The sequence below is a fragment of the Pantoea trifolii genome, assembly GCF_024506435.1.
Taxonomy (GTDB): domain Bacteria; phylum Pseudomonadota; class Gammaproteobacteria; order Enterobacterales; family Enterobacteriaceae; genus Pantoea; species Pantoea trifolii.
Genome location: NZ_JANIET010000002.1, coordinates 699,531 through 716,814 on the forward strand (window position 1 = coordinate 699,531; position 17,284 = coordinate 716,814).

The 17,284-nt window shown below is 49.6% G+C and carries 17 protein-coding genes; 8 read left to right on the top strand and 9 right to left on the bottom strand.

All coding sequences use genetic code 11. From position 1 onward, the window contains the following. Positions 1-486: 486 nt before the first annotated feature. From NQH49_RS22565 to NQH49_RS22595, 7 genes are all read left to right on the top strand, one after another. Positions 487-2,388 (top strand): acyltransferase family protein, encoded by a 1,902-nt coding sequence (locus NQH49_RS22565; RefSeq protein ID WP_256698962.1) that lies wholly within the window; start codon positions 487-489, stop codon positions 2,386-2,388. Between the two features lie 261 nt (positions 2,389-2,649). Continuing rightward, on the top strand, positions 2,650-2,862 hold the full coding sequence (gene cspE / locus NQH49_RS22570; RefSeq protein ID WP_007885867.1) for a transcription antiterminator/RNA stability regulator CspE: 213 nt from the start codon (positions 2,650-2,652) through the stop codon (positions 2,860-2,862). A gap of 189 nt (positions 2,863-3,051) precedes the next feature. Next, positions 3,052-3,675, top strand: coding sequence for a dTMP kinase (locus NQH49_RS22575; protein WP_256698963.1), 624 nt, complete (start codon positions 3,052-3,054; stop codon positions 3,673-3,675). Between the two features lie 394 nt (positions 3,676-4,069). Beyond that, the gene (locus NQH49_RS22580; RefSeq protein WP_256698965.1) at positions 4,070-4,330 is read left to right on the top strand and encodes a hypothetical protein; all 261 of its coding nucleotides are present in this window, start codon (positions 4,070-4,072) and stop codon (positions 4,328-4,330) included. Positions 4,331-4,755: 425 nt separating this feature from the next. Beyond that, a complete protein-coding gene (locus NQH49_RS22585) occupies positions 4,756-5,025 on the top strand; it encodes a hypothetical protein (RefSeq protein ID WP_256698966.1) in 270 nt (89 codons plus the stop codon). 335 nt (positions 5,026-5,360) lie between these two features. Beyond that, positions 5,361-5,603: a regulatory protein YcgZ gene (ycgZ, locus tag NQH49_RS22590; RefSeq protein ID WP_179452499.1), complete on the top strand. Its 243-nt coding sequence runs from the start codon at positions 5,361-5,363 to the stop codon at positions 5,601-5,603. A gap of 250 nt (positions 5,604-5,853) precedes the next feature. Continuing rightward, positions 5,854-6,138, top strand: a complete 285-nt coding sequence (locus NQH49_RS22595; protein WP_256698968.1) for a biofilm development regulator YmgB/AriR family protein — start codon at positions 5,854-5,856, stop codon at positions 6,136-6,138. A gap of 115 nt (positions 6,139-6,253) precedes the next feature. Here the strand turns inward: NQH49_RS22595 and NQH49_RS22600 are convergent, their stop codons facing one another. The 6 genes from NQH49_RS22600 to NQH49_RS22625 form a co-directional block, all read right to left on the bottom strand. Next, the gene (locus NQH49_RS22600; protein WP_256698970.1) at positions 6,254-6,505 is read right to left on the bottom strand and encodes a biofilm development regulator YmgB/AriR family protein; all 252 of its coding nucleotides are present in this window, start codon (positions 6,503-6,505) and stop codon (positions 6,254-6,256) included. Positions 6,506-6,570: 65 nt separating this feature from the next. Further along, positions 6,571-6,855 (bottom strand): hypothetical protein, encoded by a 285-nt coding sequence (locus tag NQH49_RS22605; protein WP_256698972.1) that lies wholly within the window; start codon positions 6,853-6,855, stop codon positions 6,571-6,573. Positions 6,856-7,613: 758 nt separating this feature from the next. Further along, on the bottom strand, positions 7,614-10,664 hold the full coding sequence (locus tag NQH49_RS22610; protein WP_256698973.1) for an efflux RND transporter permease subunit: 3,051 nt from the start codon (positions 10,662-10,664) through the stop codon (positions 7,614-7,616). Continuing rightward, on the bottom strand, positions 10,661-11,761 hold the full coding sequence (locus NQH49_RS22615) for an efflux RND transporter periplasmic adaptor subunit (protein WP_256698975.1): 1,101 nt from the start codon (positions 11,759-11,761) through the stop codon (positions 10,661-10,663). The genes NQH49_RS22610 and NQH49_RS22615 overlap by 4 nt, the downstream gene beginning before the upstream one ends. 73 nt (positions 11,762-11,834) lie before the next feature. Beyond that, complete coding sequence (locus NQH49_RS22620) at positions 11,835-12,449, bottom strand: TetR/AcrR family transcriptional regulator (RefSeq protein ID WP_256698976.1); 615 nt, start codon at positions 12,447-12,449, stop codon at positions 11,835-11,837. A 416-nt stretch (positions 12,450-12,865) separates the two neighbouring features. Then, complete coding sequence (locus NQH49_RS22625; protein ID WP_256698977.1) at positions 12,866-13,390, bottom strand: phenolic acid decarboxylase; 525 nt, start codon at positions 13,388-13,390, stop codon at positions 12,866-12,868. Between the two features lie 373 nt (positions 13,391-13,763). On the opposite strand from NQH49_RS22625, the gene NQH49_RS22630 reads away from it, so the two are divergent. Next, the gene (locus tag NQH49_RS22630; RefSeq protein ID WP_256698978.1) at positions 13,764-14,675 is read left to right on the top strand and encodes an L-proline-binding transcription factor PsrA; all 912 of its coding nucleotides are present in this window, start codon (positions 13,764-13,766) and stop codon (positions 14,673-14,675) included. Here the strand turns inward: NQH49_RS22630 and NQH49_RS22635 are convergent. The 3 genes from NQH49_RS22635 to NQH49_RS22645 form a co-directional block, all read right to left on the bottom strand. Beyond that, entirely contained in the window at positions 14,638-15,444 is an 807-nt protein-coding gene (locus NQH49_RS22635) for a substrate-binding domain-containing protein (RefSeq protein ID WP_256698979.1), read from the bottom strand. The two genes, NQH49_RS22630 and NQH49_RS22635, sit on opposite strands and share 38 nt — an antisense overlap. Positions 15,445-15,459: 15 nt before the next feature. Next, positions 15,460-16,755, bottom strand: a complete 1,296-nt coding sequence (tcuC, locus tag NQH49_RS22640) for an MFS transporter (RefSeq protein WP_256698980.1) — start codon at positions 16,753-16,755, stop codon at positions 15,460-15,462. Positions 16,756-17,080: 325 nt separating this feature from the next. Continuing rightward, complete coding sequence (locus tag NQH49_RS22645) at positions 17,081-17,269, bottom strand: YjfB family protein (RefSeq protein WP_008110591.1); 189 nt, start codon at positions 17,267-17,269, stop codon at positions 17,081-17,083. Positions 17,270-17,284 lie beyond the last annotated feature (15 nt).

Genomic DNA, 17,284 nt, shown 5'->3' on the forward strand with positions numbered 1-17,284 from the left:
AGACTAAGAAGCCCGGTATGGAGTTCTTCGTTTTTTATCAGAACGGTATCCACTTAATCGCCTAAGCTCATCAGTTAAGCGCCTATCGGTCACCATAAATGGCGACCCTACAAAGGACTGGCGCGCTTTTCGTAGGGTGCGCATTCATGCGCACCTGCATACGTATGCAAATTAATGCTTAACTGAGCGGCATTACCATTGGCAACGGCTGAGCCAGTATATTTCTGCGTCTTTAGAAACAGAAGCTTGCGGCCTATTCTGAATATTCAGTGTGTTTTCTGATTTTAAAAATCAGCTATTTAAATAAGAGTGTGTTGATAAGCCGCTGAAATAGTTATTCGGCTAATTCAAAAATAAGATTAATGAGCTAGCTGATAGTTCCATCCCGATATCAACCAACCGAAAGTGATGGCTTTCACATCTGTTGATTCAAATTTTCACAATCCTTACATTGTTTCTTATATTCTTCTGCGTGGATAACGCCTTATGAATTTTCGCACCGATATTAATGGTCTACGCGCCTATGCTGTGATGCTGGTTATCCTCTATCACTTTGGGTTTTCCAGCGTCAGCGGGGGTTTCCTCGGTGTGGATGTGTTCTTTGTCATCTCCGGATATTTAATGACGGGGATTATTCTGACGCGTTTAAATAAGCAGAACTTCTCTTTATTGGGATTTTATGCTGCGCGCTGCCGCCGCATTATCCCGCCGTTGATGGTGCTGTGCCTGATATTAATGCTGGTGGGCTATTTCCTGATGCCGCCGGATGAATATAAGAAAATGGCGGAGCATGCCGTATCTAGCCTGAGTTTTATTTCGAATGTGGTCTATTTCAAACAGGGCGGCTATTTCGAAACCGGCTCGGTGTATAAATGGTTGCTGCATACCTGGTCATTAAGCGTTGAGTGGCAGTTCTATTTGCTGTTACCGCTGGCGCTGATGTTCACGGCACGTTTTCTACGCCAGCAGTTTGCCTGGGCGATGGGCATCGCCGCGCTGCTTTCATTCGGACTGGTGCTCGTGATGGTAGCGACCAACTTCCATCTCACTGCGACCTATTATCTGCTGCCAACCCGTGCATGGGAGATGCTGGCAGGCGGATTGGTCTATCTGGCGCCGAAATCCGCGCTCAGCGGTCAACGCGCGGTTCCGCTGCTGGGCATTATTGGGCTGATTGTCTGTGCGCTGTTGTTTGATGAAAGCTCGGCCTGGCCGGGCATCATGACGCTGATTCCAGTGTTACTGACCGCGATGATCATCCATGCCAACGTGCAAAACAGCATCTGGTTCAACAACCGAATTGTGCAGCACATCGGTAAAACCTCGTATTCGATCTATCTGTGGCACTGGCCGCTGTGGGTGTTTTGGCATCTGGCCGATTGGCCGATCACGCTAGTTAGCCAGGCGATGCTGATTCTGCTGTCACTCGCCACCGGTTGGGCGTCATATGTGCTGGTAGAAAACAAACACGGCTGGCTGAGTGGCAAAACCTACGTGACGCTGGGACAAACCGCGTTGGTGCTGCTGCTGGGTGTGCTGATCGTGGCAAAGGCAGGATTTCCCTCGCGCGCGCCGCAAGTGGTCGCCAGCATCAAACAGTATTCACTGGAGCGATTTGTACGTGGCGAAAACTGTTTTGTGTTCAGTGGCACCACGTCTCCGCAATGCGTCTTCGGCAATGCCAGCCAGGTTAATCTGGTGGTATTAGGCGACAGCCACGCCGCCGCGATGCTCTCTTCGATTGTCGGCAGCGCCAGACCGGAGGATTCAGTGGTGTTTATCGCGCAATCCGGATGCCCATCTGTTCCGGATATCCATCGCAGTGCTAGCCCCGATTGCGGTGGTTTTGTGAAGAATGCCATCGCGGATATCGAACGGAAATATCCCCATGCGTCGGTGCTGATTATTAACCGCTTATCCTTCTATCTACATGGCGATTATGGCAGCGGCAGCAATACGCCTAAATACTCATTCATCAATGACGGCAGCTCAATTGCTGCCTATCAGCAGCATTTCGGTGCGGCGGTGAAACGGCTCGCCACGCATCGTCGGGTGTTTATCATGACGCCGGTTCCCGAGTTTGGTTACGACGTGATCTATCGCATGTCGCGCGATGCCATGCGCGGCAAAGCATTGGCTGTTCAGCAGACGCGCGCCGAGTATCAATCTCACAATCAGGAGACGTTGGCGATGCTCAACAACATCGCGGCTCAATCGCCAAATGTCGCCCTGCTTGATGCGACCCAGGGATTCTGCGACAACAGCTTCTGCTACGGTTCCAAAGATGATGTGCCGCTGTATCGCGACGATAATCATCTTTCCGAAGTGGGGAATAAAAATCTGAATGGCGTGTTTGGTGGCATGTGGAAAATGATCGACAGGATTTAGCAGCCGTTCAGCCATCCAGGCCTTTAAACGGTTAAAATAATTAAACTTATTCGTTGCTAAATTATTATCGCTATGTCTTAATGCATCACCGGTTTGGAACACAGACCTTATGAAAGCAGTTTTAGTAAAGCAGTCCTCAGTTCAAGTGTTATCCACAGATATCCTTCTTCGAGAGCCTCCTCCTAAGTGCCCAATAAGTAAATCTTTCACTTCAGGCCAAATTCGCCGCAATTGAGTGGCTCATCAAATAAGGAATTATCTATGTCTAACAAAATGACTGGTTTAGTAAAATGGTTTAACTCTGATAAAGGTTTTGGCTTTATCACTCCAAACGATGGCAGCAAGGATGTATTCGTCCATTTCTCTGCTATCCAGAGCGACAACTACAAAACGCTTGATGAAGGTCAGCAAGTTTCCTTCACCATTGAAAATGGCGCCAAAGGCCCTGCAGCGGGCAACGTTACTCCGCTGTAAGCCGCGCTCATTATCCGCGACGCTTACAATAGCGATGAAGACAATAGTCTGAGCAGATAAGAACCGCTGATAATAAAAAACCCGCTTAGTGCGGGTTTTTTGTTGTCTAAAATTTAAATCAGAAGGAAATAAGATGCTTTTGCCAGATTTGAGTTTTAAACAAACGTTATATCAACCGTCAGTTCGACTATGAGTCGTCCGTTATTTGTTTCACTTGATGGACCCAAGGGCGTCGGTAAAACCACGCTTTTAGAAGCCATTGCGAAAGTACTCAGGGCAGAAAACATCAAGGTAATCCGACTTAGCGAGAAAAACAGCGATCCTTACAGAAAAGAAACAATGGCCCTTGTGAACCGGCTCGCCAGAAATCCTTCGCTGGCTTTAGAGTTGGAAGTTTGCGCGCGCTTTGCTGATAGCCGTGCATGGATTTCCCAGCATGTGCTGACTAAACAGCCACCGGACAGCCTAATTTTAATGGATCGATGGTACCCGTCGGAAGCCGCGTTTCGCCGGATGGTTCCCTTTGCAGAGATTTTACAGCTAAACATTGACCGAAACGTGCGAGCGCCGGACCTGCATGTTGGGGTTGTTACTGCCCCCGATATTTCATGGGCAAGGGCTGCAGCGAGATCGCGTGGGTTAAGCAGTACCGTGATTCATAAGCTGGACGATCATGTCGCTTGCACCCAGGCGTTCGAGCAGACCGTTGCAGAACACGGCTGGGTTTTATGCCGTAATGAAGGAACAATTGAACACGCAACGAAGCAGGTTATTACCGAGATTTACAGCGTGCTCGGATGCCCATTGGCTTGAGTGCTGTTAGACAAATTTTCTGCCACATCCCGTTAAACCTTTCAATGATTATCTGCAAGCTAATCTAATAATTCATTGAGCTTTTCATCAGAGAACTGCCGTTCATAAATTACGTTTCATTTAAGGATGTGATTCATCTTATGATGCCTAATCATTATTTCACTATGTCAATCACAATAATTAGAATTTACTGAGAACCGTCCCCCCTCTTGATCCAGACGGAATAAATAATGACACCCGCTTAAGCGGCTAATAACGGCAATGAATAGTCACCTTAGAAATATAAAAAAAATTTAAAATCCCATGGCTTTTAGGAATTAACCTTTAGCTAAATCCTATATAGCGCCTACAGTTTGCATTGAGGTTGTCATAAACGTGAAATGGAGGATGTTATATGTCTTTTCAACACGACGGGAAAGGCTACGTCATTATTGGCGAAGCGGCACTGAGCATCGCCTTAGGCCAGAGAGTTGTCAGCTTGCAATCGTTGATTGACGAACTGGACCATATGGCAAATGCAGGCGGCAGCAATGCAAGATTGTCTGATATTTCTGAAGCCGTAAGCTGGCTGAAGAGTTTTGAAGAGCCCGATCGCGCTGTCCGCAACGTGCCTTACCTGCAGACGCTTGCAGGCTTGAACGACGAAACGAACTGACGCTTAAGGACGTAGTCCGGCTCTGGCCGGAAGACGAAGACGAGGATGACCTCAACGGTCGCGTTTAAACGTGTACCGGCCGGAGAAAATGTCAGGGACGACACTCTCCACACTATTAATCAACGCTCTTTTATTTGGCAATATTCATTTCCCATTTCTGGTTCACATACCAAAATCTTCATTAATTAAAGCATGCGCTTTCTTGAAAACGATTTCATTTAGATCATCTACAATTTGAGACTTTTCTTTATAACTAAGCAATGTGTTTACATTTATCTTTATTTAAGATAATTATCAGCCAGTTGGGTAGCTACTCTCACATTTTCTACTTGATAATTAGAAGTCTTTGGCCGATCTCGAGGACCTTAATCCATTTTTTTACTACACTAATATCATCGGTAACCGAAAATATTGGAGGAAACGCAGTGTTATTTCATGATGAAGAACAAGGCCACATCATTATTGGCGAGGCAGTGATTAATCTTGCTGTGAGTCACAAAGAAATCAACATTAATTCTCTCATTATTGAACTGGGCACCATGGCCGAAGGCGATGCCAGCGATAGCAGGCTGGCACAGATAGCCGACGCCAGACGTTGGCTAAAAGCATATGCAGAAACGTCTCCTCGAAATCGCGAAGAGCTACGCTGGCTTTCGGCATCCAGGCACTTGGGCATTACACGGAGAGAAAGCTAATCAGTGTCCAACGCTGATTCTGTTGAAGGATGCGCCTAAGGGCGCTCCGTAGTTTGTTGATAACTGACTGAATTTAGCGGCTCCCCTTTTTTAGTGTTGTTACCCACCAATCAATCACTCTCCTATTTGCTATATCCCTTCTCCTTTGTTCTGAACTATCAAAGTTCAATCGTTTGTCCCAAAATCAAACATAACCATTTGAATACAATCAATAGAGTTCTTTCACTAAAAAATTAAAGCTGTACAAGTTAGTAAAACCTGTACAATTTTGAAAATATTGTCTAACTTTAGGTTCAGACTGAATCAACTACAAAGCAATCTACTATGAGGTTCGCATGCGTCAGAGTGTCTCAAAATTTCCCGATACGGCCAGCGATATTGCACATTATTTCAGCAAGGCGACCGCTCCAACTCAGCAAGAAACGCTGGGGCAAATTGTTGTCGAAATTCTGCGTGCTGGTAAGAATCTCAATCGTAAGGCTATCTGCACTAAGCTGTTAAGACGTCTCGAAGTCGCTGCCACATTGGAGGAAGAGCGCCACTATCAGACTTTGATCGGCATGCTTTTTGATCGCTAATTTTATGTGTTATGGAGTGATCTTGACATGAACATGTCAACGTATTTTGGATTAAAACCGATCATCAGTTGATTACATCGATTTTAAGACGTGCCATAACAGAAATATGCGCTAAATTTAGTTCTGGATGTGTTTTGCCTGGGTGATTGGCACAGAAATGTTGAGCCCGGCCTTGCCAGGATCTAAAGCTTAATAGCGTAAAAAATCCTTTAAACGTAGCCGCAGAGATATCTGATAACAAGGAGAGAAAATGCAACAAAGCACACAGCAAACGTCCCGCGAAATAGACATTAATTACCATCTCCAGAAAGCAGGTGATAAACATTCTGCGGAGACGGCCCTGATTGATTCTGCGGTACAAAAGTTAGTGAGCCAGGGTAAGAGTGTCACCAATAGCGCGCTCATTTTGCACCTCATCTCGGAAATTGAAAGTACCACTGATCTTCTGCAACTTGACGCGTTACTCAACGCGTTAAAAGTTGTGGTGGGCTTTACACCTGATGAAGAAGAACGTTGGGCATTTTTCTATTGGTGAGTGAAGCCTCAGGGAATTGAGGTTTCAATATTGTCATCATGGACGAAGTGGTCAGGGAAGCGGGGAATAAATACAGCACTCCCCGCTGAAAGGCGTATAGGATAGAGAGTCTTTATTAGTCGTCTTCATTAGGCGTATGGCCCACAACAATTTCAAGGCAGTTGCGTAGCACATCAAGTTGCTCGATGTCGGTGGCGCTTTCCAGCTCCGCTATCAGGCTCAAAATAATAGCCTTATTCGTCACTCTTCCACTCTCTGCGATCAAAGACTTCACAATGATACCAATAACTTCTTTTTCCTGTGAATACTGGTCACCAGTGCTTTGTAAATAGGTTTGAAGGTCTGACTCGATTGTATTCTGCTGCATAAAATGTCCTTACTGAGGTACGCATTTTTTGTTTCTCTTCCACGCCTTTAAGCCTTGTACCAGCGTTAATGTCGGGTCGAGTCGTCATTACCGTATTTGTCTATATCGAAATTCGCCATTTGTTCTCTGTCTCCAACCTTAGGAGAGTCACTTTCTGCGATTTCACTCATAACGTCCTGTATAGCAAGTTTTGTCGCATGCGCCCGTTCTTCATCCTGTTCAGCTTCAAGCATGAACTGAAGCTTCGCAAGGAGCGCTCGTCGCGAAATTCCCGCTTTTTCCTGCAGCAAAGCTAACACTGCCTCCCCAATGAGCAGGTCACACAGCTTTTCCTCACCGTGATTTTTCATATCAACCTTTACTGCTGATAGGAGTGCGAGGCGTGACTGAAATACTCAGCATTAACGATCACTGAATAGGATGTACCTAGGTTTTGTTGCAAAGAAACCTCACGTGTTCATAATTTAACCAGCTCGCCATGAGATAAAGTTATACAAGGATTGGTAAGTTGTACAGTTTTATTAGCATTAATTTATGAATAATTTTCAAGAGATAGGTTAAGTAAATAAAACGTTTTTTAATGGCAGGAAAAAATGACCTCTGAAAGTGGAAATCCCTAACGCTTTCAGAGGCGATGCAAAGCATCATTCGTTACGTGCGGAGAGTACCGCTGGGTCAATTTATAGAAGAATTAAAAAAATGCACGGGTTATATTTTTTTATTTTTCACCTATTACAGTCATTTAAATTACATCTTTATAAAATGAAACCGCTTCGGTTATTTATGGAATTGAGTACTGAAAAAAACCATTTTAATTGGCGTTGCGGGAAGTACCATTCAATGATTGATGTCTTAGTGAAATCAGCTGTTCAGTTGGTGGATACCATTACGGCTTTTCTCGCGAAGATAAAAGGTTAATTGATACGGTTTTACCGACGCTTTCATTTTATGCGTGGACCTGACTTGCAACAGTAAAATACAGTGACTACTCTTTTTTCGCTTCGTACTTTGTACGACGTCACACACAGCACGCTGAGCGTGCGAGAGCCTTTCCCCTTGTTCATTTTTCCTACCCCGCTCCGGGCGGGGCTTTTTTTACAGTCCTACCCTACCTGATACGGAACCAGATGGCATACATCGCCGGTAAAAACACCAGCGTCATGATGGTGCCACCCAACGTCCCACCAATGAGCGTGTAAGCCAACGTGCCCCAGAACACAGAGTGCGTGAGTGGAATAAATGCCAGAATCGCTGCTAGCGCTGTCAGGAGAACTGGCCGGGCACGCTGCACCGTTGCCTCGACGATAGCCGTGAAGGGATCGTGGCCTTCCCGCTGATTCTGATGTATTTGTCCGATCAGAATCAGCGTGTTGCGCATAAGAATTCCTGACAGCGCGATCAGCCCGACCAGCGCATTGATGCCGAAGGGCTGCTGGAACAGCAGCAGCATGGGCACAACGCCAACCAGCCCCAGCGGTGCGGTCAAAAACACCATCACCATCGCTGCCATGGAACGCACCTGCAGGATGATGATTAGCAGCGTCAGGGCAATCATGATCGGGAACAACGGGAGCATCGCTTGGGTTGCTTTACCCGACTCCTCAATCGAGCCCGCCTGTTCAATGCGGTATCCCGGCGGCAATGATGCGATGAATGGCTGGAGTTCCCGGCTCAACGCGGTAGAGACATCCGGTGGCTGCAATCCGTCGGCAATATCGCCGCGCACGGTTATCGTTGGCGTCCTATCGCGGCGACGTAGCAACGGATCTTCCATGCGGATTTCAGTCTCACCCAATTGGGATAGCGGAATGCGCTGGCCATCAGATCCGGCCAGCGTCAAAGCGTCAAGGCGCGCGGGATCGAGGCGCACCTCTCCTGCTGCCCGGCCGGTCACTTCCACTGAGCGGATATCTTCACGAATCGCCGTAATAGGTGCACCGCTCAGCAGGAACTGCAGCTGACGAGCCGCACCAGCAGGCGTCAGCCCCATGGCCTGCAGTCGATCTTGATCCAGCCTGAAATGCATTACCGGCACACGTGAACCCCAGTCGGTGTTGACGGTGCGCATCATCGCGCTGGTCTGCATCAGCACTTTCACCTTCGCGGCCAGCTGACGCAGCACGTCTGGATCGGGCCCCATCACCCGGTAAGCGACCGGAAAAGGCGAATAGGGACCAAAAACCAGCTGCGTGACGCGCACCTGCGCTTCTGGCGCGAGCCCATCAGCCGCCGCTTCTCGCAGACGCTGTTTTAGTGCATCGCGGTCGTGCTCGCCATTGGTCAGCACCACGATTTTGGCAAATGAGGGATCCGGCAGCTCCGGCGCCATCGCCAGATAGAAACGCGGTGCGCCCTGCCCGATATAGGCGGTTACCGTGCGGGTTTCTTTTTGCTTTTTTAGCCATTGCTCAATCCGCGCCGTGGTCAGGCTAGTCTGCCCTATGGAGGTGCCGTAAGGCATTTGCACTTCAACCAGCACCTCAGGACGATCGGATGTTGGGAAGAACTGTTTTTTCACCAGCCCCATGCCCATGATCGCCAGCACAAAGCAGCCAATCACCGCGCCTGCCACCCACCACTTCTGCGCGATGACTTTGGTCAGCAGCCGTCTGAAGCGATTGTAGTGGCGAGTGTTGTAGATTGCCGCGTGACCACCCGCCACCGGCTTGATATCCGGCAGCATTTTCACGCCCAGATAAGGCGTAAACAGCACGGCCACCCCCCACGAGGCAATCAGGGCAATCCCCACGATCCAGAACATATTGCTGGTGTATTCACCTGCGGTGGATTGTGCGAAGCCGTTGGGCATGAAGCCAATCGCGGTAACCAGCGTGCCGGCGAGCATCGGCGCGGCCGTATGGCTCCAGGCGTAAGCCGATGCTTTGATGCGGTCATAGCCCTCTTCCATCTTCACCACCATCATCTCTATCGCAATGATGGCGTCATCAACCAGTAAGCCCAGTGCGAGGATGAGTGAACCCAGCGTGATGCGGTCAAAGTTTTTTCCCGTGGCGGCCATCACCACAAACACCACGGCAAGCGTCAGCGGAACCGCGGCAGCAACCACGATACCCACGCGCCAGCCCATGCTCACAAAACACACCACCATCACCACCAGCAGAGCCACGAAGAACTTCACCATGAACTCATCGACAGCCGAACGGATGTTAACCGCCTGATCGGAAACGTTGGTAAGCGTCATGCCCAGCGGCATGTCGCTATTTATGTCACGGACCTCTTTTTCCAGCGCCTTACCCAGCTCAAGTCCGTTCCAGCCTTCTCTCATCACCACGCTCAGCATCAGCGCGGGTTCACCCTCATTACGGATGAGGAAATCGGGCGGATCGACATAGCCACGTTCGACCTTGGCCACGTCGACAAGCCGCAGCGTGTGGTTACCGGAGACGACCGGCGTATTGCGGATTTTTTCGAGCGTATCCAGCGCGCCGTCAAGGCGGATAAACACCTCGGGCCCGCGCGTTTGTATCGAGCCGGCAGGTGCCAGGGCATTCTGCCCGTTCAGGGCGTTAAATATCTGTTCCGGTGTGATGCCCAGCGTAGCGAGGCGATCGCTGGAAAAGGAGACATAAATACGTTCTGCCTGTTCACCAGTAATGGTCACTTTTTTTACACCCGCAACGTGCAGCAGCTGCTGGCGGAGTTTTTCGGCATCGCGGGCCAGATATCGCTGCGGTTCATCCTTTGCTTTCAATGCATAAAGGGCAAAAACCACATCCGAGAATTCATCGTTCACCATCGGCCCGATCACACCCGCCGGCAGGTTGCGGGCCTCATCGCTGATTTTTTTGCGCGCCTGGTAAAACTGCTCCTGCACTTCAGATGGCGGCGTGCTGTCCTGAAGGGACAGCATGGTGTAGGCCATTCCGGGACGGGTATAGGTCTCGGTACGGTCGTACCACTTCAGCTCCTGCAGCCGCTTCTCCAGCGGCTCGGCCACTTGATCCTGCATCTCCTGCGCGGTGGCGCCGGGCCAGGCGGTGATGACCGTCAGCTGCTTGACGGTGAACGGGGGATCTTCCGCGCGTCCTAATCCGAGGAAGGCCATTACGCCTGCGACCGTAACAAGAATGATCAGGAACAGCGTTACTGATCGTTCTCGCACTGCTAGCGCCGACAGATTAAAGCGGTTGCGACTCATGGCGTGGCTCCTTGCGACCCAGGCATTGCGGTGCGCACGACTTCGCCTTCATGCAGCAGATGCACACCTAGCGCAGCCACCTGTTCCCCACTCTGCAGCTGACCTGACACGCGCGCACTGTCGTCGCTGATGCCGAGTAGCGTCACGGCACGCCAGCTGACTTTGGCGGGCTTACCCTCCACCAGCCAGACGCCAGCACCGCGTCCCGCATCCCACACCGCACTGAGCGGTACTGACCATGATTCTTGCGCCGCCGCAGACTCCGGGATACGCAAAGTAACGGTTGAACCCAGCGGAGCACCGGCGGCGGCACCGCTCAGCACATAGCGTGCTTCGTAGGTACGTGTTGCCGCATCAGCCGAGTCAGACAATTCGCGCAGCCTGGCATCGTTCTCGATCCCACTGCCGTAGAGGATCGCCGTGGCGGATGATCCAACCTGCGGCCGCAGCGTCTCAGGCAGACTAACCATCGCTTCACGCTGACCGGCGCGGGCGAGGCGCACCACAGTCTGGCCGGCGCTAACCACCTGGCCTGCATCGGCCAGCGTATCGACCACCACGCCATCTGCATCAGCGCTCAGTACGGCATATTGCGAGGCATTTAACGCCACGCGAGCCTGCGCCTGCGCCGCACTCAGCTCGGCACGCGCGGCATCTGCAGCTGCACGAATTTGACTGTAAGACGATGCAGAGACCGCGCCAGAACCCACCAATCCTCGATAACGTTTCTCATCATCACTGGTCTGGCGCGCCCTTGCCTGAGCAGCGGTTACCGCTGCCTCTGCTGCACGGACCTGCAACGCGAGATCGGCGGGATCGAGCCTCAACAGCACTTGGCCGCGTTTAACGCTTTGCCCCTTATCGATTAGCCGCTCAAGTACCTTACCCGACACGCGAAAACCCAGGTCGCTCTGAAAACGTGCTGCCACGATGCCGGTAAAAGCGCGCGATTGCCCCGCAGCAGGCTCGACTTTAGCCGTTCTGATAAGTGGCGGCCGCGAGCGCGGATCGTCAGCGGCTGATGAAGGTTCGCCGCAGCCAGTCAGAATGACCGGCAGCAGACAGACGACTGACAACAACGGAAGATGCCGGAGCATGGGTTACCTTACTCAAGAAAAGTATGAGAACGCCATTCTCTGACTAGTGACCAATTATGTCAATGGTCACAAACTACGGTGTGAGACTTCTCAGCACCAATGCAGCTAATTGATTTGCATCTTCTCCGGCAGTATCCAGTGAGATTTGCAGCTGTAATGGATCGGCAAGAGGTCTGAGTACCAAATATACGGCCATCGCGGTTTCATCTAGCGGTGTTTTCCGCTCAAATTCCCCCGCCGTGCGTCCTTCAAGCAGGATGGCGAGCACCCTTTCACGCAGTGCAGCTTCATATTGCACCGCAGCAGGCCAGTGCTCACGTGATGAGGCGGCGGCAATGTCATACAGTCGACGCTCGCGGAAAAACAGTTCACAGCCCGCCACAGCAAGCGTCTGAAACAATTGCCTTATTTTTTCCGTAGCCGAAGGCGATTTCTCCAGCGCAGCGTTTAGCCGTTCAGTAATATCTGCAAGGCAACTGGCGCAGATGACTTCACCAATCTCCTGCTTAGAACCGAAAAACTTATAAATATAGGCTTTGGAGAAGCCTATGGATCGTGCGAGGTCGGATACGGTGGTTTTCTCAAAGCCGTAATGGCTAAAGTATTCCATTGCAGCAGCCACAATCTGATCGCGGATGGTGTGATCGGATGGCCCACGGATGGCGGCGGCATTTTTTTTCTCTGTCATATTTCAACTTTGCTCGGTGAGCTGATGTAAAACGATGAGTGACCAGTGATTATTTTGGTCACAATTTCAGATCGCTTCAAGCCCAGATTGATTTCATCAAAACCTTAGCGGAATCTATGGATAATCGCTTTCAATGATTCCTTTCGCCCTGCGGGGCACACCGCTTGCGGATACGGACCGGGCTCGTCAGATTCTGATCCAGCATCATTTCTTTGAAGGGGTAAACCGCGTTTAACCTGCTTTTGAATGGATTATTGCGTTTAGGGGAGCTGATTATTTACGTTTTTGTTTTAGGTTTCCCGCCCTGCATAGCCATCTTATTTTCAAAATCATTTGGCGACATTAAAAATAATATCGCTGTATGGGGAGGCGGAGTTTCAATATTAACATTAACGCCTTCCATGGCGCTTTATTACTCATTTACCGTCGAAGAAATCGTCCGGGAGTTGCCCAGGTGGCATATTAATAACACTATTATTGTCTGCTCCTTCATTTTTCATATACGTGACCCGCGCAAATTCGGGTATCACAACATAGGGATATGCTGGACCCTCGTCACGAAAACGATGCATATCTTCAATAAATTCATTCTGATAACAGATCGTTTTTTCAGGATGCTGACCTTCCCCCGCGATCCACTGTGGAAAAAAGATGGTTCCATGAATAACTTTTCTTTCAATATCAAACAGTAAGCTCACACAGGTTCCGGTTGGTTCATGCCAGTCCACTTTATAGATTCCAGGCGCGAACTGTACCGCATTCATCTCCTGATTGGTTACCCATCTTCCACCGACGAGTCCCTGATGTATACGGTAATCACAGGTATGATCGTTTCTTGCATACCATTCGTATTTCCATCCATTATCATAGGTATATACAAAGTGTGTACCTACAAACGCAGACAAATCTTTGGATATATCGTTTAACGTTCCCGATTCCATGACCACCTCATATTATGTTGCTAAAGGGAGTAATAAGAGAGTAGACGCTCATATTCTTCTTGCAAGAAAAATGAGAATTTCATATGAGTTGATTTATTACAATTTAATTATTTACTTATAATGTGCTTATTACACTTAGAAATATGCAGTGCAATGTTGCGGTAGGATAGGCTGTTACATACCTCTTCGGTTCACTAAAGTGATATTATCGTCTGCTAGAATATTCTGGCCAAATCATAAGGTGATCCTGCTTAAAACATAGCTATGCGAGTCTCTTGAGTGCGGCAGAGCGTTCACGAGGTTGTCGTTATCGATTATGTGGTTATCATTTCTTTTTTGAATCACTGCTGGCTTCTAAGGATTGTCCGCTAACATGCCTGTAAACTTTGATCTCAACGATCTTTATGCCTTCCGTGCACTGGTTGAATACAGTAATTTTCGGCTTGCGGCAGAGTCCATCTGCCTTTCTCAATCAGCATTAAGCCGCAGAATTGAAAAGCTGGAATCGGCGTTAGGTATCAAGCTATTCGACAGAACCACCCGGCGTGTCACGCTAACACTTTATGGTCAGACTTTTGCTGAACGTTCAGATCAGTTACTGGCGAATGTGGAAATGGTATTAGCGGATATCGATAAGGTCAGTCAGGATCGGTTGGGACTGGTCACCGTTGCTACGGTACCCTCGGCAGCTTACTATTTCATGCCCGGTGTCATCCGCCGTTTCCAGACACGCTATCCACGAGTACGCGTGAAAATTATTGATAGCAGCGCAGGTAATGTCATTGAAGCGGTAGCCAGTGGTCAGGCAGACTTCGGCATCTGTTTTGCGAGAGATCTGCAAGCTAATATCGAATTTCTACCCTTGACGGGCGATGCCTACGTAGCGGCCTGCAGGCGTGATCATCCACTAGCCAGTAAAAAAAACCTGACCTGGCGAGAGTTTTATCAGCAGGATTATATTGAGCTGGATAAGACCTCCGGGAACCGCAATCTGCTAGATAAGCTGCTGGAACACATCATTCCTGAGCGCCCCAGTATCTGCGAAACCCGTCATGTGACCACCATGCTGGGTATGGTTGAAGCGGGTATCGGCATTGCTGCCGTGCCCGCTATGTCGATGCCGATGTCAGAGCATTCAGTGTTAACACAGGTTGCACTGACTGAGCCGGTGGTAAAGCGTACGGTTGGCTTGATCAGGCGCAGTGGCCGTATGCAGTCCTATGTGGCAGCTGAGTTAGAGAAGTTGATTACTGAACAGTATCATGTTGTTTTACCGGCAGTTTAGTCGTCACAGATCGCAACCCGGTAGCGCGAAGGGTATTTTGCGCCTCTGCCGAAGAGAGGAAGTTCAGTAACGCTTTGCCCTCCTGCCCGTTTTTTGCTTTGGCGGTCACCGCACCGGCAAAACGGGTAACGTATTGCACATCTTCAGGCAGTTCACCAATAAAGGCGACGCCCGGCACAGGCAGCAATTCACTCACTTGCTGGAAACCGATAGCATAGTGGCCTTTAGCCACTTCGGACGCGACCGGAATGCGCTCTATCATATGCGCTTTTGATTCCACCTTGTCTTCAATGCCCAGTTTTTTAAATAGATGACTGCTGACATAGCGGCCGCTGGCACTGTCAGAATAAGCAATAGATTGGGCTTGCAAGAGAGTATTGCGCAGATCTGCATCCGTTTTGATAACCGGTTTTGGCTCACCTTGTTTGACCACCATACCAATTGAAGAGTCGGCTAATTCCACGCGCGAACCCGGCTGAAGCCAGTTATCCTTTTCCAGATTGTTCAACGCATCACCCACCATAATCACCACATCCGCATTCTCACCGCGCGCCAGGCGCGCCGGAATAGCCTGAGGCGTCTTCCCCATTGAGGGGCCGGATATCAAAATAATCTTGTTGCCGCTTTTGGCTTCAAATTGTGGGGCCAGTTTTTCCAGCGCCGCTTTGAATCCACCCGAAATCATGACGGTGACGTCTTTGGCTGACACTGAAAAACTAACGGAAATAAATAACAGCGTGGAGACAAGTGAACGATGTATTTTTTGCATGATGTCATTCCTGAGCTAACCCGCGGTTTGAAGTGATAACGCGCTGCGACGGTATAAATAAAAGGTTGCGAGCAGTGCACATACGGCAGCAAAGCTCATCCAGTAGCCGGGCGAGGCCTTATCGCCGGTGTACTCAATCAATGCGGTTGAAATAACCGGCGTGAATCCGCCAAAAATAGCGGTTGCCAGACTGTAGGCCAGAGAGAACCCCGCAACCCGCACTTCCACCGGCATAATCTCGGTTAACGCTGGGATCATGGCGCCGTTGTAAAGTCCGTAAAGGAAGGACAGCCATAACAGCACTGTCAGCATCATGGAAAAGCTGGGCGCTTCAGCAAGCAGGCTAAGCGCCGGATAGGCAGTGATCAGCGCCAGCATCGCCATGGTCACCAGAACGGGCTTGCGGCCAAAACGGTCTGACAGGGCACCGCCAACCGGTAGCCAGAAAAAGTTTGATATCGCAACCAGCAGAGTCACCAGCAGGCTGTCAGAAGCGCTCAGCATCAGCACCTTTTTACCAAAAGTAGGTGCATATACGGTGATCAGATAAAACGCAGTGGTGGTCATGGCGACCATCAACATACCGGCGACAACAACCTGCCAGTTTGCTAACAGCGTTTTAAACACGTCACGCATTGCCAGATGACTGCGACGGGCGGTGAACTCTTCGGTCTCTTCCAGTTTACGGCGCAAGACAAAGATGAAAGGAACAATCAGGCAGCCAAACAGGAAAGGCAGACGCCATCCCCACTCGCGCAGGGTGCTTTCTTCCATTACCTCATTCAGTGCGAAGCCCATGGCCGCTGCAACCATAATGGCCACTTGCTGGCTGCCAGATTGCCAGCTGGTATAAAAGCCCTTACGGCCTGGCGTGGCAATCTCTGCCAGATAAACGGATACGCCGCCTAACTCTGCGCCCGCTGAGAAGCCTTGTAATAAACGACCGCATAGCACCAGTAACGGTGCCCAGAGCCCAATCGTTTGATAGGACGGAATCAGAACAATCAGGAAAGTCCCCGCCGCCATGATCGACAAGGTCACAATGAGCCCTTTACGTCTGCCAACTTTATCAATGTACGCGCCCAGCACGATTGCACCGACCGGACGCATTAAAAATCCCGCGCCAAACACCGCGAAGGTCATCATCAGCGAAGCAAATTCACTGCTGGCCGGAAAAAAAGTATGGGCGATGTAAGTGGCATAAAACCCGAACAGAAAGAAGTCGAATTGTTCCAGAAAATTGCCTGAAGTCACCCGCAGTATCGCGCTGCATCGGGTTCGAGTGGTCATGGGTAGGTTAGAGGAATGCATGTTTATCTCCAGTTTGTCATTGGCGCTTTTGCAGCGCCTGCTTCTGCAGACTGGATGAGCGAAACAAACTTAATAAGCGCAATAAACTCATGAGTTGATGCGTTTGACGCATTAATTAGAGCTTAAAATTTCATTAACAAGCTGTAACGGTGTATTAACAGCTTCTCCGTTCAACACGGTGTTCATTGAAGCCTAAAAACGTTATATCGATTTTGTGACAAGGTTCATAACGAGCGCGCAGTAAAAATAGAGCAGTGGGCAATGAGGAATGATGGGTAGAGTGATGCCAGACCGACATCACTCCATAAAACCGTTAATGCTGACTTCAGGCAGTGGTATTAATATTGCGCCCAATTGCCGGATTTGCCGGCAACTGAGGAATTGAATCCAGAATACCTGCCGCCATCGTTTGCTGATTATCCAGCGTCTTCTTCAGCACCAGCGTGCTGATTTTATTCGCCAGTTCCATGTTATCAAGGCCGGTAGCCAGTGATGTAATTTGTGATACATCCATCATGCTCTCCTGATT